The 22,798-nt window shown below is 61.5% G+C and carries 22 protein-coding genes and 2 tRNA genes; 18 read left to right on the plus strand and 6 right to left on the minus strand.

Going from position 1 to position 22,798, the window contains the following annotated elements; all coding sequences use genetic code 11:
• The first annotated feature begins 7 nt into the window (after nucleotides 1-7).
• Nucleotides 8-628 (plus strand): ParA family protein, encoded by a 621-nt coding sequence (locus IEV38_RS10215; protein ID WP_188396059.1) that lies wholly within the window; start codon nucleotides 8-10, stop codon nucleotides 626-628.
• A gap of 80 nt (nucleotides 629-708) precedes the next feature.
• Here IEV38_RS10215 and panC read toward each other — a convergent pair whose 3' ends face one another.
• The 3 genes from panC to IEV38_RS10230 form a co-directional block, all read right to left on the minus strand.
• Nucleotides 709-1,548, minus strand: a complete 840-nt coding sequence (panC, locus tag IEV38_RS10220; protein ID WP_188396060.1) for a pantoate--beta-alanine ligase — start codon at nucleotides 1,546-1,548, stop codon at nucleotides 709-711.
• Nucleotides 1,549-1,611: 63 nt separating this feature from the next.
• Nucleotides 1,612-2,457 (minus strand): segregation and condensation protein A, encoded by an 846-nt coding sequence (locus tag IEV38_RS10225; protein ID WP_229728979.1) that lies wholly within the window; start codon nucleotides 2,455-2,457, stop codon nucleotides 1,612-1,614.
• A gap of 46 nt (nucleotides 2,458-2,503) precedes the next feature.
• Entirely contained in the window at nucleotides 2,504-2,716 is a 213-nt protein-coding gene (locus tag IEV38_RS10230; protein ID WP_188396062.1) for a DUF3460 family protein, read from the minus strand.
• A 119-nt stretch (nucleotides 2,717-2,835) separates the two neighbouring features.
• Between IEV38_RS10230 and bamE the strand changes: the two genes are divergently transcribed.
• A complete protein-coding gene (gene bamE, locus IEV38_RS10235) occupies nucleotides 2,836-3,339 on the plus strand; it encodes an outer membrane protein assembly factor BamE domain-containing protein (RefSeq protein ID WP_188396063.1) in 504 nt (167 codons plus the stop codon).
• Nucleotides 3,340-3,388: 49 nt separating this feature from the next.
• On the opposite strand, the gene metG is transcribed toward bamE, so the two are convergent.
• A complete protein-coding gene (metG, locus tag IEV38_RS10240; RefSeq protein WP_188396064.1) occupies nucleotides 3,389-5,527 on the minus strand; it encodes a methionine--tRNA ligase in 2,139 nt (712 codons plus the stop codon).
• 213 nt (nucleotides 5,528-5,740) lie between these two features.
• Between metG and gltX the strand changes: the two genes are divergently transcribed.
• The 5 genes from gltX to IEV38_RS10265 all read left to right on the plus strand — a co-directional run bounded on the left by gltX (nucleotide 5,741) and on the right by IEV38_RS10265 (nucleotide 9,758).
• Nucleotides 5,741-7,132 carry a glutamate--tRNA ligase gene (gene gltX / locus IEV38_RS10245; protein ID WP_188396065.1) on the plus strand — a complete coding sequence of 464 codons (1,392 nt, stop codon included), beginning with the start codon at nucleotides 5,741-5,743 and terminating at the stop codon, nucleotides 7,130-7,132.
• A gap of 66 nt (nucleotides 7,133-7,198) precedes the next feature.
• A tRNA-Ala gene (locus tag IEV38_RS10250) sits at nucleotides 7,199-7,274 on the plus strand.
• 55 nt (nucleotides 7,275-7,329) lie between these two features.
• Nucleotides 7,330-7,405: transfer RNA gene (locus IEV38_RS10255), tRNA-Glu, on the plus strand.
• 791 nt (nucleotides 7,406-8,196) lie between these two features.
• Nucleotides 8,197-8,928, plus strand: a complete 732-nt coding sequence (locus IEV38_RS10260; RefSeq protein ID WP_188396066.1) for a HipA family kinase — start codon at nucleotides 8,197-8,199, stop codon at nucleotides 8,926-8,928.
• The gene (locus tag IEV38_RS10265; protein ID WP_188396067.1) at nucleotides 8,925-9,758 is read left to right on the plus strand and encodes a DUF3037 domain-containing protein; all 834 of its coding nucleotides are present in this window, start codon (nucleotides 8,925-8,927) and stop codon (nucleotides 9,756-9,758) included. The genes IEV38_RS10260 and IEV38_RS10265 overlap by 4 nt, the downstream gene beginning before the upstream one ends.
• 242 nt (nucleotides 9,759-10,000) lie before the next feature.
• On the opposite strand, the gene IEV38_RS10270 is transcribed toward IEV38_RS10265, so the two are convergent.
• On the minus strand, nucleotides 10,001-10,189 hold the full coding sequence (locus IEV38_RS10270; RefSeq protein ID WP_188396068.1) for a hypothetical protein: 189 nt from the start codon (nucleotides 10,187-10,189) through the stop codon (nucleotides 10,001-10,003).
• Nucleotides 10,190-10,254: 65 nt separating this feature from the next.
• A complete protein-coding gene (locus IEV38_RS10275; RefSeq protein WP_188396069.1) occupies nucleotides 10,255-10,725 on the minus strand; it encodes an Lrp/AsnC family transcriptional regulator in 471 nt (156 codons plus the stop codon).
• A 127-nt stretch (nucleotides 10,726-10,852) separates the two neighbouring features.
• On the opposite strand from IEV38_RS10275, the gene rarD reads away from it, so the two are divergent.
• From rarD to IEV38_RS10330, 11 genes are all read left to right on the plus strand, one after another.
• Nucleotides 10,853-11,815: an EamA family transporter RarD gene (gene rarD / locus IEV38_RS10280; protein ID WP_188396070.1), complete on the plus strand. Its 963-nt coding sequence runs from the start codon at nucleotides 10,853-10,855 to the stop codon at nucleotides 11,813-11,815.
• An 86-nt stretch (nucleotides 11,816-11,901) separates the two neighbouring features.
• Complete coding sequence (locus IEV38_RS10285) at nucleotides 11,902-13,170, plus strand: zinc ribbon domain-containing protein (protein ID WP_188396071.1); 1,269 nt, start codon at nucleotides 11,902-11,904, stop codon at nucleotides 13,168-13,170.
• A gap of 197 nt (nucleotides 13,171-13,367) precedes the next feature.
• Complete coding sequence (pilV, locus tag IEV38_RS10290; RefSeq protein WP_188396072.1) at nucleotides 13,368-13,844, plus strand: type IV pilus modification protein PilV; 477 nt, start codon at nucleotides 13,368-13,370, stop codon at nucleotides 13,842-13,844.
• A complete protein-coding gene (locus IEV38_RS10295; protein WP_229728972.1) occupies nucleotides 13,841-14,806 on the plus strand; it encodes a PilW family protein in 966 nt (321 codons plus the stop codon). Before pilV ends, IEV38_RS10295 begins: the two co-directional genes overlap by 4 nt.
• Nucleotides 14,803-15,408 carry a pilus assembly PilX family protein gene (locus IEV38_RS10300; protein ID WP_268234720.1) on the plus strand — a complete coding sequence of 202 codons (606 nt, stop codon included), beginning with the start codon at nucleotides 14,803-14,805 and terminating at the stop codon, nucleotides 15,406-15,408. The genes IEV38_RS10295 and IEV38_RS10300 overlap by 4 nt, the downstream gene beginning before the upstream one ends.
• Before the next feature lie 5 nt (nucleotides 15,409-15,413).
• The gene (locus IEV38_RS10305; protein WP_188396074.1) at nucleotides 15,414-17,468 is read left to right on the plus strand and encodes a pilus assembly protein; all 2,055 of its coding nucleotides are present in this window, start codon (nucleotides 15,414-15,416) and stop codon (nucleotides 17,466-17,468) included.
• Nucleotides 17,469-17,532: 64 nt separating this feature from the next.
• Entirely contained in the window at nucleotides 17,533-18,078 is a 546-nt protein-coding gene (locus IEV38_RS10310; protein WP_188396144.1) for a GspH/FimT family protein, read from the plus strand.
• Between the two features lie 33 nt (nucleotides 18,079-18,111).
• Nucleotides 18,112-19,203 carry a bifunctional diaminohydroxyphosphoribosylaminopyrimidine deaminase/5-amino-6-(5-phosphoribosylamino)uracil reductase RibD gene (gene ribD / locus IEV38_RS10315; RefSeq protein ID WP_188396075.1) on the plus strand — a complete coding sequence of 364 codons (1,092 nt, stop codon included), beginning with the start codon at nucleotides 18,112-18,114 and terminating at the stop codon, nucleotides 19,201-19,203.
• Nucleotides 19,204-19,220: 17 nt separating this feature from the next.
• Nucleotides 19,221-19,838 carry a riboflavin synthase gene (locus tag IEV38_RS10320; protein ID WP_188396076.1) on the plus strand — a complete coding sequence of 206 codons (618 nt, stop codon included), beginning with the start codon at nucleotides 19,221-19,223 and terminating at the stop codon, nucleotides 19,836-19,838.
• A gap of 143 nt (nucleotides 19,839-19,981) precedes the next feature.
• Nucleotides 19,982-20,296: a hypothetical protein gene (locus IEV38_RS10325; RefSeq protein ID WP_188396077.1), complete on the plus strand. Its 315-nt coding sequence runs from the start codon at nucleotides 19,982-19,984 to the stop codon at nucleotides 20,294-20,296.
• A 176-nt stretch (nucleotides 20,297-20,472) separates the two neighbouring features.
• Nucleotides 20,473-22,539 carry a TonB-dependent receptor family protein gene (locus IEV38_RS10330; protein WP_188396078.1) on the plus strand — a complete coding sequence of 689 codons (2,067 nt, stop codon included), beginning with the start codon at nucleotides 20,473-20,475 and terminating at the stop codon, nucleotides 22,537-22,539.
• The last annotated feature ends 259 nt before the right edge of the window (nucleotides 22,540-22,798 follow it).

Consider the following 22,798-nt stretch of genomic DNA (forward strand, 5'->3'; position numbering starts at 1 on the left):
GGAAGCCATGCCTGTCATCGTCGTCGCCAATCCCAAGGGGGGAGTCGGCAAGAGCACGTTTGCCACCAATCTCGCCGGCTACTTCGCCGCGCAGGGCCACAAGGTCATGCTCGGCGACACCGACGTCCAGCAATCCTCGCGTGCCTGGCTGGCATTGCGGCCGCAGGCGCTGCCCGAGATTCGCGCGTGGGACATCGAGGACGGCCACGTCGCCAAGCCGCCCAAGGGCACCACGCACATCGTGCTCGATACGCCGGCCGGCTTCGGCGGCAAGCGCTTCGACAAGGTCATGCAGATCGCCGACAAGGTGATCGTGCCGCTGCAACCGTCGATGTTCGACATTCTCGCCACCCAGGACTTCCTCGAGCGCCTGGCCGAGCGCAAGAAAAAGAAGCAGGTAGATGTCGGCGTGCTCGGCATGCGCGTCCACACGCGCACGCGCGCGGCGGACCAGTTGCAGAATTACGTCGAAAATCTGGGCCTGCCGGTGCTGGGCTTCATCCGCGACACGCAGAACTACGTGCAGCTTGCCGCGCATGGCCGCACGCTGTGGGACGTGCCGCCGGGACGCGTGGAGAAGGACATCGAGCAGTGGCAGGATGTGATTCGCTGGGCATCGCGAGTGTAAGAAACGTTCAGCCGATAGCAGCATAAGAAAACGGGCGGCATGTGCAAGACATGCCGCCCGTTTCGTTTTGGCAAGGTGCTTCAGATTTCCAGATTGTCGATCAGGCGCGTGGTGCCGATCTTGGCGGCGGCCAGCACCACCAGCTTTTCGCCGGTCGCCATGTCGCCGGCCGAAGGTGGCTGCAGGTTGCTCTGCTTGCGGATCGAGATGTAGTCGGGCTTCCAGCCGCGCCTGGAAAGATCGGCCATGGCCTGGCGCTCGAGTTCGAAGATGTCGAGATGGCCGTTGCGCACTTCCTCGGCGACCGCGTTGAGGCTGCGATACAGCGCCGGCGCCTCGGCGCGTTCGGCTTCCGACAGATAGACGTTGCGCGACGACAGGGCGAGTCCGTCCTCGGCGCGATAGGTTTCGGCGGCGATGATCTCGGTCGGCAGCGCGAACTGCTTGGCCATGTTGCGCACGATCATGAGCTGCTGGTAATCCTTCTTGCCGAACACCGCCACGCGCGGCTGCACGCACGAGAACAGCTTGAGCACGACGGTGGTCACGCCGGTGAAGAAGCCGGGGCGGAATTCACCCTCGAGAATGTTGCCGAGATCGTCGGGTGGGCGCACGCGGTATTCCTGCGGTTCCGGGTACAGATCCTTCTCGGTCGGCGCGAACAGGATATAGACGCCTTCCTTCTCGAGCTTCTCGACGTCGGCCTGGAAAGTGCGCGGGTACTTGTCGAAATCCTCGTTGGGGCCGAACTGCAGGCGATTGACGAAGATCGACGCCACCACCGGATCGCCATGCTTGCGCGCCAGCTTCATCAGCGACAGGTGGCCGTCGTGCAGATTGCCCATGGTCGGGACAAAAGCGGTGCGCAGCTGGCCTTGCAGATGGTCGCGCAGTTCTTCGATGCAGGAAATGATTTTCATGGATGCTGCCTTGGTGGATTCTCGGCGCCGGCGGCCGCTGGCAAGGCGGCACGCGGCCGCATGCTAGCTGGGCGCGTAGGCCAGCCTGACATAGATGGGGGCGAACGGTTCGGCCTGGGTGATCTCGATCAGGGTTTCCTTGCCGAGCTCGAGCAGGGCGACGAAGTTGACGACGATCACCGGCACGCCGCGCGACGGATCGAACAGATCGGTGAACTCGACGAATTTGGCGCTCTGCAGCCGGCGCAGGATGGCCGTCATGTGTTCGCGCACCGACAGTTCCTCGCGGCTGATGGTGTGGTGCGCCGTCAGCTTGGCGCGGCGCAGCAGGTCGGCCCAGGCCGACTGCAGGTCGGCGACGTTGACGTCCGGCCAGCGCACCACGGTGTTCTGCTCGATATAGACCTGGGTGCGCACGTAGTCGCGGCCCAGTTGCGGCAATGCGTCGAGCTGCTGCGAGGCGAGCTTCATCTGTTCGTATTCGAGCAGGCGGCGCACCAGTTCCGCACGCGGGTCTTCCGCTTCCTCGCCAGTATCGGCCTTGCGCACCGGCAGCAGCATGCGCGACTTGATCTCGATCAGCATGGCCGCCATCAGCAGGTACTCGGCCGCCAGTTCCAGGTTGTGGATGCGGATCTGCTCGACGTATTGCAGGTACTGCTTCGTCACCTGCGCCATCGGGATGTCGAGGATGTTGAAGTTCTGCTTGCGAATCAGATAGAGCAGAAGGTCGAGCGGGCCTTCGAACGCCTCGAGGAAAATCTCGAGCGCATCGGGCGGGATGTAGAGATCGTTGGGGAGCTTGAACAGCGGTTCGCCATACAGGCGCGCGAAGGCGACGCCATCGATGACGTCCGGCGTCGTGTCCGGCCGCCCATCGACGGCCAGTTCCGGTGCGCTGGACGGCATTTGCGCCAGCATCGGATGGGCGCCGCTGCGCTCGTCGCTCATCGAATCAGCGGACTTTGTTCTGATAGACGTAGGCTTGCTGCTTCACGCGCGAGGCCTTGGCGCGTTCGAACTGGTCCAGATCGATGGGGGATTTGTCCCACAGCAGCGCGCGGCCCTGACGCTGGGATTCTTCCAGATTCGGATTCTTCTGCTTCAGTTCCTCGATGAACTTGGTTGCTTCCGACTGATAGTGATAATGGTTTTTGCTGAATACCATGGTCTGTTTGATAATAGGGTGGAAACAGGCGATATTCTACCTTGTCTTGGGCGCAATCCGGCTTTTTCGCCCCGCGCAAAAAGCCACACGCCCGTCCACCGATTCAGCGAGCGACGACCATGAAACGATTTCTTGCCGGCCTGTCGGGCTTCCTGTGCAGCCTGCTGATGTTCGGCTGCAACCAGGGCCGCCCCATCGACGACTACGGCATCGAAAAGCTCACGCGCGGCGTCTCCACCGAAGCCGACGTGCGGCAGGCCATGGGCGAGCCGGAAACGGTCTGGAACGACGAGGGCGGCGCGCGCACCTTCGAATATCCGAAAGGGCCGGAAGGTCACAAGACCTGGATGGTGGCGCTGGACGCCTCCGGCATCGTGCGCGACTGGCGCCAGGTGCTGACCGAGGAAACCTTTGCGACCGTGCAGGTTGGCATGACGCGCGAGGAAGTGCGGCGTGCGCTCGGCAAGCCGCGCAGTACGGTGACGTACGAGTTGAAGAACGAGGAAGTCTGGGATTGGCGTTATTACGCGGGCGGCAACACGGAGCGTTTCTTCAACGTCCATTTCGATCGGGACAGCGGGAAGGTTGTGCGGACTTCGCACTCCGACCCGGTGACGGGCTGATGCAAACAAAAACGCCGCCTTCAGGGCGGCGTTTCCTTATTGTGCGAACTCAGCGTACGCGCATGCCAGGCTCTGCGCCCGGCCATGGATTGAGAATGTAGATTCCCGGATTCGCCTTTTCGTCGGCGGCCGACGCGGCCAGTACCATGCCTTCGGACACGCCGAACTTCATCTTGCGCGGCGCGAGGTTGGCGACCATCACGGTCAGCTTGCCGATCAGGTCTTGCGGCTGGTAGGCCGACTTGATGCCGGAGAAGACGTTGCGCGTGCGGCCTTCGCCGACGTCCAGCGTCAGGCGCAGCAGCTTGTCCGAGCCTTCGACGTGTTCGCAGTTGACGATTCTGGCGATGCGCAGATCGACCTTGGCGAAATCGTCGATCTTGATCTCGGGCGCGAGTGCCTCGATGTCGTTGTCTTCCACCGACTTCTCGCCGGCCGACGGATTGGTCGGCGCCGATACCGTGGCGTCCACCGTCGGCACCATTTCGAACAGCGCATCGAGCATCTTGGGATCGACGCGCTGCATCAGGTGCGCGTATGGATTGACCTGATGCTGGTCCGGCAGCGGGCGCGCGACGTCGGCCCATTGCAGCGGCGCGATGTTGAGCTGCGCCTCGACCTGTGCCGCCACGTGCGGCAGCACCGGCTTCAGATAGACGGTCAGGATGCGGAAGGCTTCCAGCAGGCGGCTGCAGACTTCCTGCAGGCGCGCGTCGTTGGCGGCATTCTTCGCCAGTTCCCACGGCTTGTTGGCGTCAACATAGGCGTTGATGACGTCGGCCTGTTCCATGATCGCGCGCAGGGCCTTGCCGTATTCGCGCTGGTCGTACAAGGAGCGAATCTCGGGCGCGACCGCGCGCAGGCCGGACAGGAAGGCATCGCCGTCGGTCGCCCATGCGGTGGCAACGCGGCCGTCGAAGCGCTTGCTGATGAAGCCGGCGGCGCGGCTGGCGATGTTGACGTACTTGCCGATCAGGTCGCTGTTGACACGCGCGGTGAAGTCCTCGCGGTTGAAATCGATGTCCTCGTTGCGCGCATTGAGCTTGTTGGCAAGGTAATAGCGCAGCCACTCGGGATTCATGCCGAGCTTCAGGTACTTGAGCGGATCGAGGCCGGTGCCGCGGCTCTTGCTCATCTTCTCGCCGTTGTTGACGGTCAGGAAGCCGTGCACGAACACCTTGTTGGGCGTCTTGCGGCCGCTGAAGTGCAGCATGGCCGGCCAGAACAGCGTGTGGAAATTGACGATGTCCTTGCCGATGAAGTGGATCTGTTCGAGCGCGGCGTCGGCCATGTAGGCATTGAAATCGTCGCCGCGTTTGTCCAGCAGGTTCTTCAGCGAGGCCAGGTAGCCGACCGGCGCGTCGAGCCAGACGTAGAAGTATTTGCCCGGCGCATCCGGAATCTCGATGCCGAAGTAGGGCGCGTCGCGCGAGATGTCCCAGTCGCTCAGGCCTTCGCTGGTGGTGCCGTCCGGATTGTCGCGTACGGCGAACCATTCCTTGACCTTGTTGGCGACCTCGGCCTGCAGGTGAGGCCTGCCGTCGAGCGCGTCATTGCCTTGGATCCATTGCTCGAGGAATTCCACGCAGCGCGGATCGGACAGCGCGAAGAAGAAGTGCTCGGAATTCTTCAGCACGGGCGTGGCGCCCGTCAGTGCCGAATACGGGTTGACCAGGTCGGTCGGCGCATAGACCGCGCCGCAGACCTCGCAGTTGTCGCCGTACTGGTCCTGCGCGCTGCACTTCGGGCACTGGCCCTTGATGTAGCGGTCCGGCAGGAACATGTTCTTTTCCGGATCGAAGAACTGTTCGATGGTGCGCGCCGTGATCAGGCCGGCCTTTTTCAGGTCCAGGTAGATCTGCTGCGCCATCTCGTGGTTTTCCGGGGCGTCGGTCGAATGCCAGTTGTCGAAGGCGATGTGGAAGCCGTCCAGATACTGCTTGCGGCCGGCTGCGATGTTGGCGACGAACTGCTGCGGCGACAGGCCGGCCTTTTCCGCCGCGATCATGATGGGCGCACCGTGCGCGTCGTCGGCGCCGACGAAATCGACCGCATTGCCCTGCATGCGCTGGAAGCGGACCCAGATATCGGCCTGGATGTATTCCATGATGTGGCCGATGTGGAAGGCGCCGTTGGCGTAGGGAAGGGCAGTGGTGACGAACAGTTTGCGCGGCGATGGGCTAGTCATGGGGGCAATGCTTGGACGGGAAGGAAAACCGACATTCTAGCAGTGCGGCGCGTGGTCGTTGAACGTCGGGTGCAGGTTCCGGAGCAGATGGAAGGCGGTCTAAATACGTTTGAAGTTAAGTATTCTTAAGTAATTGTTTAGCGAAACGCTAAAATAGCGGTCTTCCAACGTATTCCATGACGGCTTTGGCAACCAAGGCCGTTTTTATTTGCCATGACAGTCCGTACCCGTTTTGCTCCTAGCCCGACCGGCTTCCTCCACGTCGGCGGCGCCCGCACCGCGCTTTTCTCGTGGGCCTATGCCCGCCATTTCGGCGGCCAGTTCATCCTGCGCATCGAGGACACCGATCTCGAACGCTCGACGCCGGAAGCCGTGCAGGCCATCATCGACGGCATGCAGTGGCTGGGCCTGCAGCATGACGAAGGCCCGTTCTACCAGATGCAGCGCATGGACCGCTACCGCGAAGTCGTCGCGAAGATGCTGGAAGACGGCAGCGCCTATCTCTGCTATTCCTCGCCCGAGGAAGTCGAAGCCATGCGCGAACGCCAGCGTGCCGCCAGCGAGAAGCCGCGCTACGACGGCACCTGGCGGCCGGAGCCGGGCAAGACGCTGCCGGCGATTCCCGAAGGCCGCAAGCCGGTGGTGCGCTTCCGCAATCCGACCGACGGCGAGGTGACGTGGAACGACGTCGTCAAGGGCTCGATCACGATCGCCAACCGTGAGCTCGACGACCTCGTCATTGCGCGTCCCGACGGTACGCCGACCTACAACTTCTGCGTCGCCATCGACGACTGGGACATGAAGATCACCCACGTCATTCGCGGTGACGATCACGTCAACAACACGCCGCGCCAGATCAACATCCTGCGCGCGCTGGGCGCCGAACTGCCGCAGTACGGACACTTGCCGATGATTCACGGCACCGACGGCCAGAAGCTTTCCAAGCGCCACGGTGCGGTCAGCGTGACGGATTATCCGGAGCAGGGCTATCTGCCGGAAGCCATGCTCAACTACCTGGCACGCCTGGGCTGGAGTCATGGCGACGACGAGATTTTCTCGATGGAGCAGTTCGTGCAGTGGTTCGATCTCGACCACCTGACCAAGTCGCCCGCGCAATTCAACTTCGAAAAGCTCGACTGGCTGAACAACCATTACATCAAGCAGGCCGACAACGCGCGTCTGGCGGAGTTCGTGCGTCCGCGGCTGGAGGCACTCGGCGCACGCTTCGACGGTGCGCCCGAACTGCCGGCCGTGCTCGGCCTGATGAAGGACCGCATCAACACGCTCAACGAACTCGCGGCGGCGGCCATGCTGTTCTATCGCGAGCCGGCGCCGCAGGCGGACCTGTTGGCGCAGCACCTGACTGATGCAATCAAGCCGGCGCTCGCGCAGTTCGCCGAACGACTTGCTGCAGTCGAGTGGAAGAAAGAAGCGGTCTCCGGCGTACTGAAGGAAGTGCTGGCCGCCAACCAGCTCAAGATGCCGCAGTTGGCAATGCCGTTGCGCCTGCTGATCACGGGCCAGTTGCAGACGCCGTCGATCGATGCGGTCCTCGTTCTGTTCGACCGCGACGTGGTGCTCGCGCGCCTGAAAAAATATCTTTGAGAAAAAATGCACGAAGGTATTTACACAGCAGAAAAACCATTGCTATAATCTTGCTTCTGCACTCGAGGGGGTATAGCTCAGCTGGGAGAGCGCTTGCATGGCATGCAAGAGGTCAGCGGTTCGATCCCGCTTATCTCCACCATCGAACTGCAGAGGTAGTAAAAAGTAGCAAAGGCCAGTATCACGGGCAGTCTTCTGTCCCCTTCGTCTAGAGGCCTAGGACATCACCCTTTCACGGTGAGTACAGGGGTTCGAATCCCCTAGGGGACGCCAAATTTCCCAGCCAGTCTGGGACGAAACAAAGCTCCGATTCGTCGGGGCTTTTTTCGTTTACGGCGCATATGTTCGCGCATTGCTTTCCTGCATGATGCGCACCTGGTCGTGAGCGTTTGCGGAATGCAGGATGTTCGATTCGATCAACAATGGGAAGCAATTCCCGATTTCAAATTTCGACATGATGCGTATCAGGCGGCGGACTTCTACGGGGCTGATGGTTTCCGCGTGCTGGGCCAGTTCGACCTGCCGGCGTGATTTTCCAATTCGTCGACGGCAGCGTGGACTCGGGAGGCAGGTTGGGGGGGGGCACGTTTGCGCTGGTTAACGATAGTCATGTGATATCGTTTGTAATCATAAGGGCCAATTTTTCATGATCGGTGGCATGAAGTTGGAAGCACCCAACGCCGTCTTTCACTGCGGTGTTGGTCAGGTCGTGCGGGGGTGACGTAACTACGAAGGTCGGCATGACCTTCAACGTCGGCCACGCCGATAAAAAATAGCTTCGCAATATAAATAAATTACTTCAGCCAGGACGCAAACAAGGGGAGTCATGTCGCCAGTCATATTTGCTTACGTATTAGTGTTTGTCTATGTTGCGGCGGTTGTTTATACAGCTACCGATAAAAGGGGAAAGTCGCAATCGCAATGGCGGGTGACTATAAAGTCGGTTGTCGGTGGTAAGCAGAACGCGCAGTAGCATTGGTCCCAATGTTGGGACTCTAATGCTAGGAAAGAAGGGGGACAAGATGGTCGAAGTTTTTGAATTGTTGATCGGAGCGAGTTGACGAATGCCGGTCGAGATTGTTGAAGTCATCCGTCGTTCCGATCAAGGCGTCACTCTTCCGTTTATTTGCAGAGGCGATGACGATGGTATCTACTTTGTCAAAGGTCGTGGAGCTGGACGGCGAAGCCTCTTGGCCGAGTACATAGGTGGACGGCTTGCTCAGGCCTTTGGCCTGCCAATTGCGGACTTTGCGATTGTCAATGTACCGCAGGAACTGATACGGGCATCGCTATCGTCGGACATTGCGGATCTGGGGGCTGGTTTGGCGTTTGGGTCGCGTTCTCATCCACACGTACAAGAGCTTCTGATCTCACAAGTCACGACACTAGATCGCGAAATGCGCAAGGATGTGCTGGTATTTGACTGGTGGATACACAACAGTGATCGCACATTAACGACCCGTGGTGGGAATCCCAATTTACTGTGGGATCAAGCTACTGAGCAGCTTGTAGTAATTGACCACAACACTGCATTTGAGTCGCCGTTCGACTGTCAGGCGTTTGCAACAAACCATATATTTTCTGAATTGTTGCCTGAGGTCTTTGATGATTTGGTCGAACGAGAGCACTATATTCAACGTTTGGAACGCGCTTTTTTGACGTTTGATGTGGCATGTGACTCGTTGCCGGAGGACTGGTGGTGGGTGGATGACGGTGTGCCGGCTCCCTTTGAAAGAGTTGCGATTAGGGACTTTCTTGCAAGTTTTAACTCTGATTTTTTCTGGAGTGTGAAGTGAAATACGCATGCCAATATGCGATTGTCCGTTTCATGCCTTTCGTAGAAACTGGCGAATTTGCAAACGTTGGGATCGTGCTGACGTGTCCCGAGACGGGATTTTTTGATTTTAAATTGCTGACGCGTGTCCGACGAATTACCGGATTCTTCGATCAGATGGATGTCCGTATATATCGTGCGGCAAGGAATGGTTTGCAGAAGGAGTTGGCGAGAGTAAAAGAATATGCTGCGCAGGCTGTGTTGAATGACCCCAGGTCGGTACGTTTTCTATTTGCAGAGTTGACGCGGCCACGCGAGGTCATGCTGCGTTACGATGCTCCGCGCGTGGTGTTGGCAAACGATCCGGAAGATAAACTGGATGCACTTTTTGCCTATTATGTTGAGCGTAATTTTGTGACCCCCGAGTACGTGGAGAAACAGCTGGAGAAGCAGCTACGGGGAGTGCTTGAGCATGCAAAGATCAAGAAAATGTATTCGGAAGCACGCGTGAAGCAAGGTTCGTTTGCAGCCACGTTCCCATTCGCCCATCGCAACGCGAATGGCGTGTTGGACAGGGCTATAAAGCCTCTGCATTTGGCGCATGACGATGCTGCTGCCGCTTACGAGCACGGTTGGGCATGGGTCGGAAGGCTAAAGCAACTCAAGCATCATCGCGTATTGCCGGACGACGTGTTGATCGCAACGAATATGCGTGAGGAAAATGATTCGGAGAAGATCGAGGTTTATCGCGAGATCAAAAGCAGTTTTGAATCCTTAGGGATCAAGGTCGCTACGATTACCGATAAAGAGAAAATCGAGCGGTTTGCTCTTGAGGATTTGCAAGACGCTTGAACGACCTTTGTGTAAGACTGGCCCGCCGTTTTTGGCGGGCTTTTTTATGGTGTCTAAGATGCGGTGAAAATGCAGCAGAACTGGATATCGAAAATTGATTGCTATAGTGGGCTGGTTGTCGCACTGGTGACCACAGTAGCAATGGTTGCTGTCAACTGGTGAGATAGTGACGTGCGGCGGCGAGATGAGAAACTCAAGGAAGCGAGCAGGAGCATGTCATTTTTGATGGTGGAAGCCGCGTCCTACCGCTTGTCGAGGGCAGTACAAGAAGACGGCGTCGCTCTTGCGGGTCTGGTCGACGTGGTCAATCTTGCGCGTGTGTAGGTGGCGATGCCTGCATTGAGGTCGTGCTCGAAGGCGATGGTGTCTAAAATTGCGCCGAGGATGGTCTGGTGGAAGCTTCGCTCGCACAGGATGCGGAAGTTGCCCATGGGGACTGCGGTGCGGGCCGCTGCACACGCGGCCTTTGCTGTTTCTGCCGCAAGATGACGCAAAGTCAGTCGGAAGTCACCGGAATCTGCGTTCCGAACTTCACGCGCTCCATCGCCACCATCGACTTGAATCGCTTGACGTTGTTGTTCTCGAAGAAGAGTTCGCGCGTCAGTTGCGTGTATTGCGCCATGTCCCTGACCGCCATGATCAGCACGAAGGCGCTTTCGCCGGTGACGTAATAGCACTGCTGCACATTCGGGCATTTGCGGAACGATTTGCGCATGGTGTCGTGCAGGTCGATGCGTTCGCTTTCGACCACCACCTCGACGATGACGGTCAGCGGATGGCCGAGTGCATCGGGCCGGATCTGGGCGGTGAACCCTTCGATGATGCCGTCGTCGGTCATGCGCTTGATGCGCCGGTTGACTGCCGCGGCCGACAGGTTCACGCGTTCGCCCAGTTCCGCCTGCGGAATCCGGCAGTTTTCCTGCAGTAGTTGCAGGAGCTGCAGATCGTAGTTGTCGAGAACTTTCATTTTTGCTCCTGTAAATGCAATGAACTTGCAGGAATGATGGCATTAATCGAGTAATTAGTGAGTCGCTACTGAATAAAATTTCTCCTGCGGCGGGGCAGTGTGCCTCGCCTTTCATTTGCAGGACATCATGCGACACGACATTTCCCGCGCCAGGCTTGGCGTCACCAATTCCATCATGGCTTCCGTGCTGTTCGGCGTCACCTACTATTACGTGACCCTGCTCGCGCCGCTGAGCGGCGAGCAGATCTACGGCTGGCGCGTGCTGATGACGCTGCCCTTCGTGACCCTGCTGTTGCTGGTCTTCGGGGAAGGAAAGCTGATCGCGGGAATATGGGAACGTCTGGTCGGGAATCCTGCCTGGCTGATTGCGCTCATCGCGACCGCGGCCTTGCTGAGCGTGCAGCTGTGGTTGTTCATGTGGGCGCCGGTCAACGGACATGGCCTGTCGGTGTCGCTCGGTTATTTTCTGCTGCCGTTGACGCTGGTATTGACCGGCCGGCTGGTGTTCGGCGAGAGGTTGACGACACTACAGGTCGTGGCCTGCGCCGTCGCCGCGCTCGGCGTGCTCAACGAACTGCTGTTCGCGCCCGTGCTGTCGTGGCCCACGTTCGTGGTTGCATTCGGTTACCCGGTCTATTTCGCTGCCAGGAAGAAGATGGGAACGAATCATCTGGGCGGCATGTGGTTCGACATGGTGCTGAGCCTGCCGGTGGCGGTCTGGTTCGTCTGCGCGCCGGCGATGGACGGCGGTGCCATCTTTCCTTCCGCCATGCACGTGGCGATGATCGTCGGGCTTGGTCTGCTGAGCGCGACCTCGCTGGCCTGCATGGTCACGGCCAGCCATCAACTGAAGCTCGGCCTGTTCGGCCTGCTCAGTTATCTGGAGCCGGCCTTGCTGGTCGTCGTTTCGCTGCTGCTCGGCGAGCGTGTCGATCCGGCGCAGTGGCCGACCTATCTGTGCATCTGGGCCGCCATCCTGATCGCGGAAGGCGTGCGCGGGTTGCTGCGAAAGCCGTACCACGCGGCCGGAAAGAAAAAACGGATCGGCGGCCGCGTGGAGATGGAGGCGCAGCCTGAATCAGCTTGCTGATGTTTTGATCCGGCGGCGCGTGCAGGCCACCGGAGCGGCATCACGCAGCTTGCAGCGCAGGTCTTCGAGGTGCCGATCGCGGTGTGTTGCTGCTGGCGGAAGGGCGGCAGTGGTTCAAGTCCAAGGTCGGACTGGAAGTCGGCGAAACGCCGCGTGAGCATGCGTTCTGCGCCTGCGCGATCCATTGCGCCGAGCCGGCCATCATGCTGGATGCGAGAAAGGACGAGCGTTTCCGCGACAACCAGCTGGTCACGAGCGAGCCGAACCTCCGCTTCTATGCGGGCGCGCCGGATTCCCGAGACACGCGTCGCTTTCATCCGGCGTATCGACCTCGAACTCGGCAGTGCCGCTACCTTCGCCGAGCTGACGCAGGGATGGCGTCGGCCATCGAGCACGAACGCATTCCTCATGAGCCGGCGCCGTCGCTGGGCGCGGTGCCGCTCGATTACCCGGGCTCGGCGGCCGACTGCCTGCTCGCGTGCTGGAAAGCGAAACGGCACGGCAGGGCGTGGCATGCATGTCGCCGGACGGCGCGGCCTTGCGCCAGGCGCGCGGGTTTGCTTTCTTTTATTTTTATTTCGCTGCGCTTTGCGCCACAATGTCCTGGAAAGCCAGCAGTTCTGCAGCGAATCACCAGGGAGAGTCAGATGGCATGTCCTCAATGCGGTGCCCCCGCGCAAAGCGGCGCCAGATTTTGTGATCAATGCGGTACGCGCCTGCCGCCGTACGCGCCAGCGGCCGCAGCAACGGCTGCCGCAGTGCCCGAACCTGCGACGAGCGAATCCGTGATCGACGAAGTGGTTGACTCGATGGCGCAGGAGCCGGGCACCCGCAAGGGGCCGGTGCTGTGGATCGCGCTGGCGATTCTGCTGCTGGTTTTGCTGGCCGGATTGTGGTGGGCATTCAAGGGCGGAACCGGGTCGTCTGTTGATGCACCCATGGTCGGAGGACCTGCGCCAGCGACCGAGGCAGGCACGATGAGGGCACCGACGCTGGCCGAGCAAATGGGAAATGGCGTGCCGTCGTCTTCTCCTGCTGATGCTGCTGCGCCTGCTGCCAGGCGATCGGTCGCGGTGCCGCCCATGCCCGTGACGCGTGAAGCAACTCCCAAACCGGCCCGCGTGCCGCCGCGCCCGGCGGCGGAAGAGCGCGTCAAGCCGGCGGAACCGGTTCGCGCCGAGAAATCCGCGGCGACGGAGACGCGCGAGGCGCAGGTTGCGGAAGGCGGGGCTGGCTTATCGACGGCGCAACAGGTTGCCGTGTGCGAGAAGATGTCGGTGTTCGCACGACAGCCCTGCCTGTGGCGAGCCTGCAATCACAAGTGGGGCAAGGATGGGTGTCCTTCCTACGATTGAGAACGACCCGGAACCTTCCTTGAAAACCGCGCCTGGCGCGGTTTTTTGTTTGGAATATCCCTGCCAATAACATTGATATTTTTACCATATTGATGGGATTTCGATGAAGGTGGTGCTGCGGCAATAATTGCTTCCTCCCTATCCTGCCGGTTGTACGAGGCAGGTTCATGTTCCGTAGTTGCCGAGGAAGCCGTGCCATGACTGCATCCGCCAACGATGGTTTTTCGCTCATCGAAGTACTGGTCTCCGTCTTCGTATTGACGGTGGGCGTACTGGCATCGTCTGCCTTGCATCTGACTGCTCTGCAGACGGCGCAGCATTCGGCACTGCAGACGCGTGCGCTGCATCTGGCAGTGGATCTGGCGGAGCATATGCAGTCGCATGCCATGCCGTTGATGCCGGAGGGTGAGGGGCTTGTGTTCGACACCGGCGAGGCGGGGGAATGGCTGCAGCGCATCGGCCGTGAACTGCCGGATGGCAGGGCACTTGTATGCCGTGATGCATCGCCATGGAATGAGGCCGGTGGCCGCCTGACATGGGATTGCCTGCCGGACGGCATGCATGGCGAAGGACCGCTGGTCATCAAGATCGGCTGGCGCGACCGGGCGCAAGCCGATTCATCAACTGCCGACGTGCCGCGCGTGGCACTGGCGGTCGGGCCGGCTTATCCATGAACAGGCACGGTGCCTCGCGCCGCTTGCGCGACCAGGACGGCCTGAGCGTGGTCGAGCTGATGGTCGCGATGGCGATGGGCTTGTTCATTCTGTCGAGCCTGGCCGGACTGCTGCTGTCTTCGCGCGCCTCCTATTCCCTGCAGGACCAGCACGCACAAGTGCAGGAAACCGGCCGCTATGCGCTGGAAGTCGTGGCGCGCGCGATCAGGCAGGCTGGCTATCGTCCCCTCGATCACCTGGCGCAAGCCTCTCTTCTCATCTCCGATGAAGAGACGAGCGTACGCGGACTCGACGCGCGCACGCTCAAAAAGAACACGCCTGCCCTCGAGGCGACGACCACGGGCGTGGTCAATGGCAGCGATGTCCTGGCATTGCGATTTGCCGGCGATGAAGTGGATGGCAAGGGGATGATGTTCAACTGCGCGGGCTTCGTGGTGCCGGCAGCATTGCCCGACGACGAGGCAAATGGCTGGAGCATCTTCTTCGTCGCCAGGGATTCCGCCGGCGAAGCGGAACTGCGTTGCAAGTATCGTACCGCTAGCGGATGGAGTGCCGATGCGATTGCGCGCGGCGTGGAGTCGTTCCAGGTGCTGTACGGCCTCGATATCGACGGCGTGCAACAGCCTTTGCGCTATCTGTCTGCCAGTGCGATCGATGCGCTGGATGCGGGCCTGCCCGCGGAACATGCGGCCGGCGCCGGTACGAACGAGACGAGCCACTGGCGCAAGGTGCGTGCAGTGCGTGTGGCGCTGCTGGTCGGCGGCTCCATGCAGGAAAAGGCCGATGAGACGGACCGGCAATACGATCTGTTCGGGCCGGATTATGCGGACAGTCAGGCAGCGCTCGACAAGGGCGTGCGCATCAAGGAGAACGATCTGCCGGCGGCGATGCGGCACCGTCTGCGAGTCGTCTTCACGCAGACCATTCGCCTGCGCAACCATCCCGCTGGAGTCGCATCGTGAGGCGCCGCGCCGATGGGCAACGCGGCGTCACACTCGTCATGACGCTGCTGATGCTGGCCGGGGTGCTGCTGCTGGCGACGGCTGCCGCGCAGATTGCGCTGCAGGGTGAGAAGTCTGCACGCAATGATCGCGACCGGCAGATTGCGTTCCGGGCTGCCGAAGCGGCACTGCACGATGCGGAAATGGATATCGAAGGGATGGCCGGGGGCGCCTCGTCGCGTGCGCATCTGTTTACCGCCGCTGTGCTGCACGAACTGTCTCTGCCGCAAGCGACATGCGGTGTCGGCGAATCCAATCCCCTGCTGGGCATCTGCCGGTCGGCCGATGAGGCCCATGCATGGCAGGCCGTCGATTTTCTGTCCGAGGGAGAGAACATGGCGGCGGTGCCATACGGTCGTTTTACAGGCCAGGTCTTTCCGGCAGGTGAAGGGCCGCTGTCGGCGCTGCCGCCGCGCTATGTCGTCGAATTTCTGCCGTACCGCCGCGTCGGCACCAGCGCGGCTGACCCCGACTATCTGTATCGCATCACGGCAGTCGGATTCGGTACGCGCGCCGTCACGCAGGTGGCGCTGCAGGCTTTCTACAGGAAAGCGCCGTCATGAGAAAAGTGAGCATTCGTTCAGTTCCGGCCATCGCGCTGAGTCTGTGCGCACTGTGCGCACACGCGATGCAGGAAATCGTGCTCGAGGCGGAACCGCTGCATCTGGCGGGTTGCATCGCGAATGCGAGCGACATGACTGTGGTGCCGACCACGCTTACTGCAGCCGTGGACGAGGATGCGTTCTATCAGGGCGGATATCGTCGGGCGCGGTACGGTGGCACTCTGCGCAAGCTGGAGCCGGATGGCAGCGGCGCATGGCACGAGCGCTGGGAGGCAGCGGATCGCCTTGCAAAAAGAGCGACCGCGCGTCGGCTGTACACCTCGGACGACGCGGGCCGTCTGCGGGCGCTCGAATGGCAAAGCCTGCCCTTGCCGCAGCGGCAACTGCTCGATCGCTCTTCCGCAACAGGCGCGCCGGATGGACTGGGCGAACAGCGGCTGGCCTGGCTGCACGGTGAACGCAGCGGCGAACAGCAAAACGGTGGTCCCTTTGCCTCACGCGACAGCCTGCTGGGCGCGATCGTGCATGGTGTGCCAACCGTCGTGCCTGCGCCCTCCGGCAACGGCTTGCCGGCGTTGCGCCAGGCATTCGTCAATGCACACCGCCACCGGTCGGCCATCGTCTATGTGGGAGCGGCCGACGGCATGCTGCATGGCTTCGATGCGATCAATGGCGACGAAGTGTTTGCCTATCTGCCGCATGCGGTATTCGATCGCTTGCCCGCACTTGCGGCGGATCCGCGTGCCGCGCTGTTGACCATCGATGGCGGTGTCGCCGCGGCCGATGCCATGGTCGGCGGGCAGTGGCGCACGGTAGTGGCAGTGGGCATGGGACGCGGTGCGCAGGGCGTGGTGGCGCTCGATGTCAGTGCACCGGAACGCTTTGGCGATGCGGAAAACCCGATCTGGGAATTCACCGATCGCGACGACGCGGATATTGGCAACGTGATCGGTATGCCGGCGATCGTGCGCTTGCGACGCGCTGGCAACATGGGGGAGTGGGAGGAAGGCCATTTTGTCGTCGTTGCCAGTGGCATCAACAATCGCCGTCAGGATGGGCATGTCAGCATGACGGGAGCGAATGCATTGTTTCTGCTGTCGCTGGATCGAAAGCGCGGTGAGCCATGGCAGCAGGGTGTCAATTACCACAAGCTCGTCGTACCACCGGGCGACCCTGGCGGTGTGGATGGCATGCTCGAACTGGCGGTGGTGCAGGGAGTTGGTCCGTTGACGGATCGCGTATATGCGGCCGACCTGCAGGGCAATCTGTGGCGCTTCGACCTGTCGCAAGGCGCACCGTGGAAGGATGCGGGCGTCAATCCGCGCCAGCCGCTGTTCGTGGCTGCGACCGCCGCCGGCCAACGTCAGGCCGTCACGCAAAAGCCTGCCGTGGTCCATGCGCCGGGTGGCGGATATGTGGTGCTGTTCGGGACCGGAAAGTACCTTGAACGTTCCGATCTCTCCGCCGATCGTTTCGCTTGGCAGTCGTTCTATGCGGTGCTGGATCGCGGCAATGATGTTGCACTCGCGCGCGACGATCTGGTTGAGCGTCTGCCAACAGGAAGCGGTGCTGGCGAGAGCATGGAAACGGTGCAGAACGAAGCTGCGCCAGCACCTTTCGGACCCGGCCGGCACGGCTGGTATATCGACTTTCCCGATTCCGCCAAGACCGGCGAGCGCGTTGTTTCCGCTTCCACGCTGGCGGACAGCAGTATCGTGTTTCATACCCTGCAGCCAGCCGCGCAGGCTTGCCAACCGGCGCTGGCGAAATTGCGCGCGCTCGACAGTCTGACGGGAAAGGCGGCCAACGGCGGAGCCACGGTCTTTCCGCTGATGGCGACCATGCCGTATCCGATTGCGGTCAAGACAGTGCGGCAAACAGATGCGCCAACGGACGCGTTCGGCAAACGCCATCCGCAGCCAACCATCGAAGTCATCGGGAGCGATTCTTCGATTCCATGGCGTCTTCGGCTGAATGATCCGGCTGCCGCGAGTGGGCGCATGGGATGGCGCGAGCTGCTCAACTGGCACGAACTGCGCAATGTGGCCGGCGCGAAATAGACCGGCACCGAACAGGCGGCCGGCCATGACGCACAGCGCGCGTACGAAGCCCTCGGCCGTTGGCATGCGAAGCCGCCTGCCGTTTCGATTCGAGCCGGGATTCACGGCAACCGAATTCATGATCGTCGTGGTCATCGTCGGTATCGTGCTGGCGGTCGCCGCGCCGTCGTTCCAGTCGCTGTTGATCCGGCACCGTCTGGTGACGACGACCAATGCGCTGTTCATGGCGGTCAATCTTGCGCGCTCCGAAGCGATCCGCCGTGGCAGCCGTGTCGATCTGGTGCCGGCCGGCGACGGTTCGGCCTGGACGAAAGGCTGGATCGTTTTCATCGACGGCAACGGCAACCGCCGGCCCGATCCCGGCGAGGCGATCGTGCTGCAGCACGAGGCTGCGCATGACAGCCTGCGCATCGCGCCACGCTTCACCGATTCGAAAGTACAATATCTGGCATTCGACGGCAGCGGCCGCACACGCACGCATGCCAGCAGCCAGACGCCGCAGACGGGCCACTGGCTGCTGGAAGCCGGCACGCAGTCGCGCAAGATCGTCATCGGTTTTCTCGGACGGCCGCGCGTCTGCAATCCGCAGAGCGATGGTTCTTCCTGTTGATTCTTCTTCCCGATTCACTTACCGACACCTTCCGTGGAAATTCATAGCGACCAGCAGGGCATGCGCCTGGCACTGGAACTGGCAGCCAAGAGCATGTTCACCACCACGCCGAATCCGCGCGTGGGCTGCGTCATCGTCAAGGACAATCGCATCATCGGCCTCGGCCACACGCAGCCGGTCGGGCATGCGCATGCGGAAGTGCAGGCGCTCAACGACGCAGCCGACAAGGGCTTCGACGTGGCCGGCGCCACCGTTTATGTGACGCTCGAACCATGCAGCCATCACGGTCGCACGCCGCCATGCGCCGATGCGTTGATCCGTGCGCGTGTGGCACGTGTGGTGGCGGCCATCGGCGATCCCAATCCGCTGGTGGCTGGGCAGGGCATGGCGCGACTTGCCGCGGCCGGCATCGACGTGACCCTCGGCGTGCTGGAGGAAGAAGCGCGCGAGATGAACATCGGTTTCTTCCGCCGCATGCAGCATGGCCGGCCGTGGGTGCGCCTGAAGACGGCGGCGTCGCTCGATGGCGGCACCGCGCTGCACAACGGTCTCAGCCAGTGGATCACGGGCGACGAGGCGCGCGCCGACGGTCACGTCTGGCGCGCACGCGCCTGCGCGATCCTGACCGGCATCGGCACCGTGATGGAGGACGATCCGCAACTGACGGTGCGTGCCATCGACACGCCGCGCCAGCCGCAGCGCGTGGTGATCGACAGCCGCCTGCAGATCAGTCCGCATGCGCGCGTGCTCGATGGAGGCGGCACGCTGATCGTGGCGGCACAGACCGATGCGGAAAAGGAAGCGGCGCTGCGCGCGCTCGGCAACGAGGTCATCGTGCTCGCGAATGCAGATGGCAAGGTCGATCTGCCGGCCCTGATGGAAGAGCTCGGACGGCGCCAGATCAACGAGCTGCACGTGGAGGCCGGCTTCAAGCTCAACGGTTCGCTGATCCGCGAAGGCTGCGTCGATGAATTGCTGGTCTATCTGGCGCCGGCACTGCTTGGCGACGCGCAGGGCATGTTCAACCTGCCGCCGCTCGACAGTCTGGAGCAGAAGCGGCAACTGGGCTTTCACGACATCAAGCGCGTCGGCGCGGATTTGCGTATCCTTGCCCGTTTCACCTGATCATTGTTAGGCACGCCATGTTTACCGGAATCGTTGCAGCCGTCGGCACCATTACTTCCATTTCTCCGCTGGGCGACCACGATGCCGGCCATCGGCTGGATATCGATGCGGGCGGTCTGCCACTGGCCGACGTCGCGCTCGGCGATTCGATCACGGTCAACGGTGCCTGCATGACGGTGGTGGCGAAGACGGACCAGTCCTTCGTGGTCGATGTCTCGCGCGAGAGCCTCAACTGCACGGTGGGACTCGATGCGCCGGGTGAGGTCAATCTGGAAAAGGCGGTCACGCTCTCGGAACGTCTCGGCGGCCATCTGGTGTCGGGCCATGTCGATGGGGTGGGTGAGGTCACGCGTTTCGAACAGGTCGGCGAATCGTGGCTGCTGGCGGTGGCGGCGCCGAAGGAGCTGGCGCCCTACCTGGCCTTCAAGGGTTCGATCGTCATCAACGGCGTATCGCTGACCGTCAACAGCGTGACGGATACCCCGAGCAGCTGCGAGTTTGCGGTCAACCTGATTCCGCATACGGTGCAGGTCACCACGCTCAAGCATCTGAAGGCTGGCGCCAAGGTCAATCTGGAAGTCGATCTGATTGCGCGCTACTGCGAACGGATTCTGAGCTTTTCCCGCAACCAGTAAATTTTCTTCCATGGCCGCGCCTGCGAATGTGGGAGCGCGATGGTGCAGGCCATACCCAATGGCATGATGATGCGCATCGATCGATGTGCATCGATTTTGATTGAGAAAGCAGGCGCCGCGCCTTCGATGGGCGGGCAGACAGGGTGAACAAAACAATGCGGTTCGATTTCGATCTTTTTTCAAGAGTATTCCAGGCAACGGTCCTCGGCCTCGTCGGATTGACGCTGCTGCTTTCTCCATTCGTGGTGTATTACTTCACCACCAACTTCGAATCGAAGCTGCCGATGTGCGCGCCCGAGAAGCCGGCTTCGGAGACCTGGCGCTGCAAGGAGGATCGGGCCGGCGCAGCTGTTGCCGTAGGTGGCAATCCTGCGTACTGCCGCGACGAAAAGCAGCATTTCTTGAGCCGAGGTTGGTGCAATGCCAACTGGGATCGCCCGCTCCAATCCGGCAAGTAGGCTGCGATTTCCGGTTCCTGTTGCAAATACGCTTATACGCTTCGATTTTGTTGCCATGGGTAAATACCATCTGGGACAATAGGGCGGTTTGTCGCCCGTCTTTCTCCTCTTCCTGAAGCACGGCGTCTTTCTGCATGGACGTTCAGCCGGACGCGCCATGCGCACCGGAAACCATCATGTCCAGACACCATTCGACGACCGGCCTGCTCGCAGGTCTTGCCCTTCTTGTATCCATTCCCGCGCACGCCGCAGACCATGACGATACGCAGACCCTGCCGTCGATCGCCGTGACCAATTCCGCCGAACGGCAGAAGGTGCTGGACGAACTGCGCAGCATGCCGGGCGCCACCGGCGTGCGCTTCGGCGACGACTATCGCGCACGCACCGTGATCGGCCTCGGCGACGTGCTCGGCAACATGGCCGGCGTGTATGCGCAGCGGCCGTCGGGACAGGAGGCATCGAAGATCTCGATTCGTGGCTCCGGCATCGCGGCGGCCAACATCCGTGGCATCCGTCTGCTGCGCGATGGCCTGCCGCTGGCTCGGCTCGACGATCTGAACGAAGGCATCTATGCCGACGTGATGACGGCCGAACGCATCGAGGTGTATCGCGGCGCGAGTTCGCTGCAATATGGCGCTGCAACGCTGGGCGGCGCGATCAACCTGGTATCGCCAACCGCCTACACCAGTCCGGGAGCAGCGCTGCGGCTGGAAGCCGGTTCCGACGGATTCCGGCGCGCGCAGCTCAAGGGCGGCAAGGTGTTCGATGGCGGACTCGACGCTTATGCATCCGTCACGCATTACGAATCGGACGGCTTCCGGCAGAACAGCGCCGAGCGTTCGTCGCGCCTGTATGCCAACATCGGCTATGCCTTCAGCGCGACTTCGCGCGGGCGTTTCCATCTGACCGAGGAGCGCTACATGGGCGAGATGCCGGGCACGCTGACGCTGGCGCAGATACGCGACAACCCCGACCTGGCTGCGCCGGCCAATCTGGCCGCCAATGCGCGCATCCAGACCTCGCCGCGCTGGCACCTGGCTTACCGGCACGAATGGGATCTGGAGGGCGCGGACAAGCTGTCGGTCGGCGTTTTCCATACCGGCACCAAGTTCGATTCGCCGACCGCGCTGGTGCGGGCGCTGTACGATGCGGTCGACTACGGCGTGTCGCTGCGGCACGAGATGCACGGTTCGCTGGCCGGACGCGGCAACCGCTTCGTCTGGGGCGCGGGCTACAGCAGGGGCAAGGGCGACAATCGGCTGCTGTTCGGCATTCCCTTCGTGCCCGATGGTGCGGTCAACGACCGCCGCTCCAACGCCGAACTCTATGCGGAGAACACCTGGCAGGCCACCGAACGATTGGCACTGGTGGCAGGTCTGCAGGGAACGCAGGCCCGGCGTGAAACCATCAACGCCACGCCGCCATTCGTCTTCGAATACCCGAATGGATCGGACTCGCGCACCTATTCCTCCCTGAATCCGAAGATCGGCGCGATCTGGGACGCTGGACATCGCATCCAGTGGTACGCCAACCTGAGCCGCGTCCACGAGGCGCCGCCCAGCGTCAGTTTCCGTACTTCGGTACCGCCGCCCGCGGCCGATGCGCGCACGCTCGACATGCAGCGCGCGACCACCGCCGAAATCGGCGTGCGCGGCGGAGACGCCGCCTTGTCGTGGAACGCCGCGCTGTATCGCAGCCGTCTGCGCGACGAACTGCTGGCCATGCCCAATATGCTCATGCCGACCCAGCCGATCAGCGTGAATGCGGCTTCGCCGACCGAGCACACCGGTTTCGAGCTCGAGCTGCAGGGCAGGCAGGGGCTGCCGGCGCTGGACGGATCGCTGGAATGGAATCTCGCCTATACGTGGAACCGTTTCCGCTTCGACGGCGATGCGCGCTACGGCAACAATCGCCTGCCCGGCATTCCCGATCACGTGCTGCAGGCCGGCTTTACCTATCGTCACGCCAGCGGTTTTTACATCGGGCCGTCGGTCGCGCTGGGTTCGCACTGGTATGCGGATCAGGCCAACACGCTGCGCGCGCCGGGTTACGGTGTCGTCAACCTTGGCGCCGGATACGTCGCGCGCAGCGGTTACCGCGTGTTCATCGACGCGCGCAACCTGGCCGACAAGCATTACGCAGCCACCGCCGATTACGTGGCCGACGCGCGCCTGCAACCGGCCGGCGTGTTCCGTCCGGGCCAGACGCGGGCGCTGTTCGCCGGCATCGAAATTTTCTGGTAATTCCTCGATTCGCCTCCGTTCCTTTTGGGACGGAGGCGGATTTCTCTTCCTCCTCCTCTTCCTCTTCCCCCTCTTCCTCCTCCTCTTCCTCTTCCCCCTCTTCCTCCTCCTCTTCCTCTTCCTCTTCCTCCTCTTCCTCCTCTTCCTCCTCTTCCTCCTCTTCCTCTTCCTCTTCCTCTTCCTCTTCCTCTTCCTCTTCCTCTTCCTCTTCCTCTTCCTCTTCCTCTTCCTCTTCCTCTTCCTCTTCCTCTTCCTCTTC

The sequence above is a fragment of the Oxalicibacterium flavum genome, from assembly GCF_014635065.1.
Classification (GTDB): Bacteria; Pseudomonadota; Gammaproteobacteria; order Burkholderiales; family Burkholderiaceae_D; genus Oxalicibacterium; species Oxalicibacterium flavum.

What these genes read in the sequence shown, in the direction of transcription:
- panC (WP_188396060.1), bottom strand. Translation starts at nt 1,548, where the DNA reads ATGAAAATCATTTCCTGCATCGAAGAACTGCGCGACCATCTGCAAGGC.
- metG (WP_188396064.1), bottom strand. Translation starts at nt 5,527, where the DNA reads ATGACTAGCCCATCGCCGCGCAAACTGTTCGTCACCACTGCCCTTCCC.
- IEV38_RS10275 (WP_188396069.1), bottom strand. Translation starts at nt 10,725, where the DNA reads ATGAAAGTTCTCGACAACTACGATCTGCAGCTCCTGCAACTACTGCAG.
- IEV38_RS10260 (WP_188396066.1), top strand. Translation starts at nt 8,197, where the DNA reads ATGCCGGTCGAGATTGTTGAAGTCATCCGTCGTTCCGATCAAGGCGTC.
- IEV38_RS10230 (WP_188396062.1), bottom strand. Translation starts at nt 2,716, where the DNA reads ATGGTATTCAGCAAAAACCATTATCACTATCAGTCGGAAGCAACCAAG.
- IEV38_RS10295 (WP_229728972.1), top strand. Translation starts at nt 13,841, where the DNA reads ATGAACAGGCACGGTGCCTCGCGCCGCTTGCGCGACCAGGACGGCCTG.
- IEV38_RS10225 (WP_229728979.1), bottom strand. Translation starts at nt 2,457, where the DNA reads ATGCCGTCCAGCGCACCGGAACTGGCCGTCGATGGGCGGCCGGACACG.
- rarD (WP_188396070.1), top strand. Translation starts at nt 10,853, where the DNA reads ATGCGACACGACATTTCCCGCGCCAGGCTTGGCGTCACCAATTCCATC.
- IEV38_RS10310 (WP_188396144.1), top strand. Translation starts at nt 17,533, where the DNA reads ATGCGAAGCCGCCTGCCGTTTCGATTCGAGCCGGGATTCACGGCAACC.
- bamE (WP_188396063.1), top strand. Translation starts at nt 2,836, where the DNA reads ATGAAACGATTTCTTGCCGGCCTGTCGGGCTTCCTGTGCAGCCTGCTG.
- IEV38_RS10330 (WP_188396078.1), top strand. Translation starts at nt 20,473, where the DNA reads ATGTCCAGACACCATTCGACGACCGGCCTGCTCGCAGGTCTTGCCCTT.
- IEV38_RS10215 (WP_188396059.1), top strand. Translation starts at nt 8, where the DNA reads ATGCCTGTCATCGTCGTCGCCAATCCCAAGGGGGGAGTCGGCAAGAGC.
- IEV38_RS10320 (WP_188396076.1), top strand. Translation starts at nt 19,221, where the DNA reads ATGTTTACCGGAATCGTTGCAGCCGTCGGCACCATTACTTCCATTTCT.
- pilV (WP_188396072.1), top strand. Translation starts at nt 13,368, where the DNA reads ATGACTGCATCCGCCAACGATGGTTTTTCGCTCATCGAAGTACTGGTC.
- gltX (WP_188396065.1), top strand. Translation starts at nt 5,741, where the DNA reads ATGACAGTCCGTACCCGTTTTGCTCCTAGCCCGACCGGCTTCCTCCAC.
- IEV38_RS10270 (WP_188396068.1), bottom strand. Translation starts at nt 10,189, where the DNA reads ATGGGCAACTTCCGCATCCTGTGCGAGCGAAGCTTCCACCAGACCATC.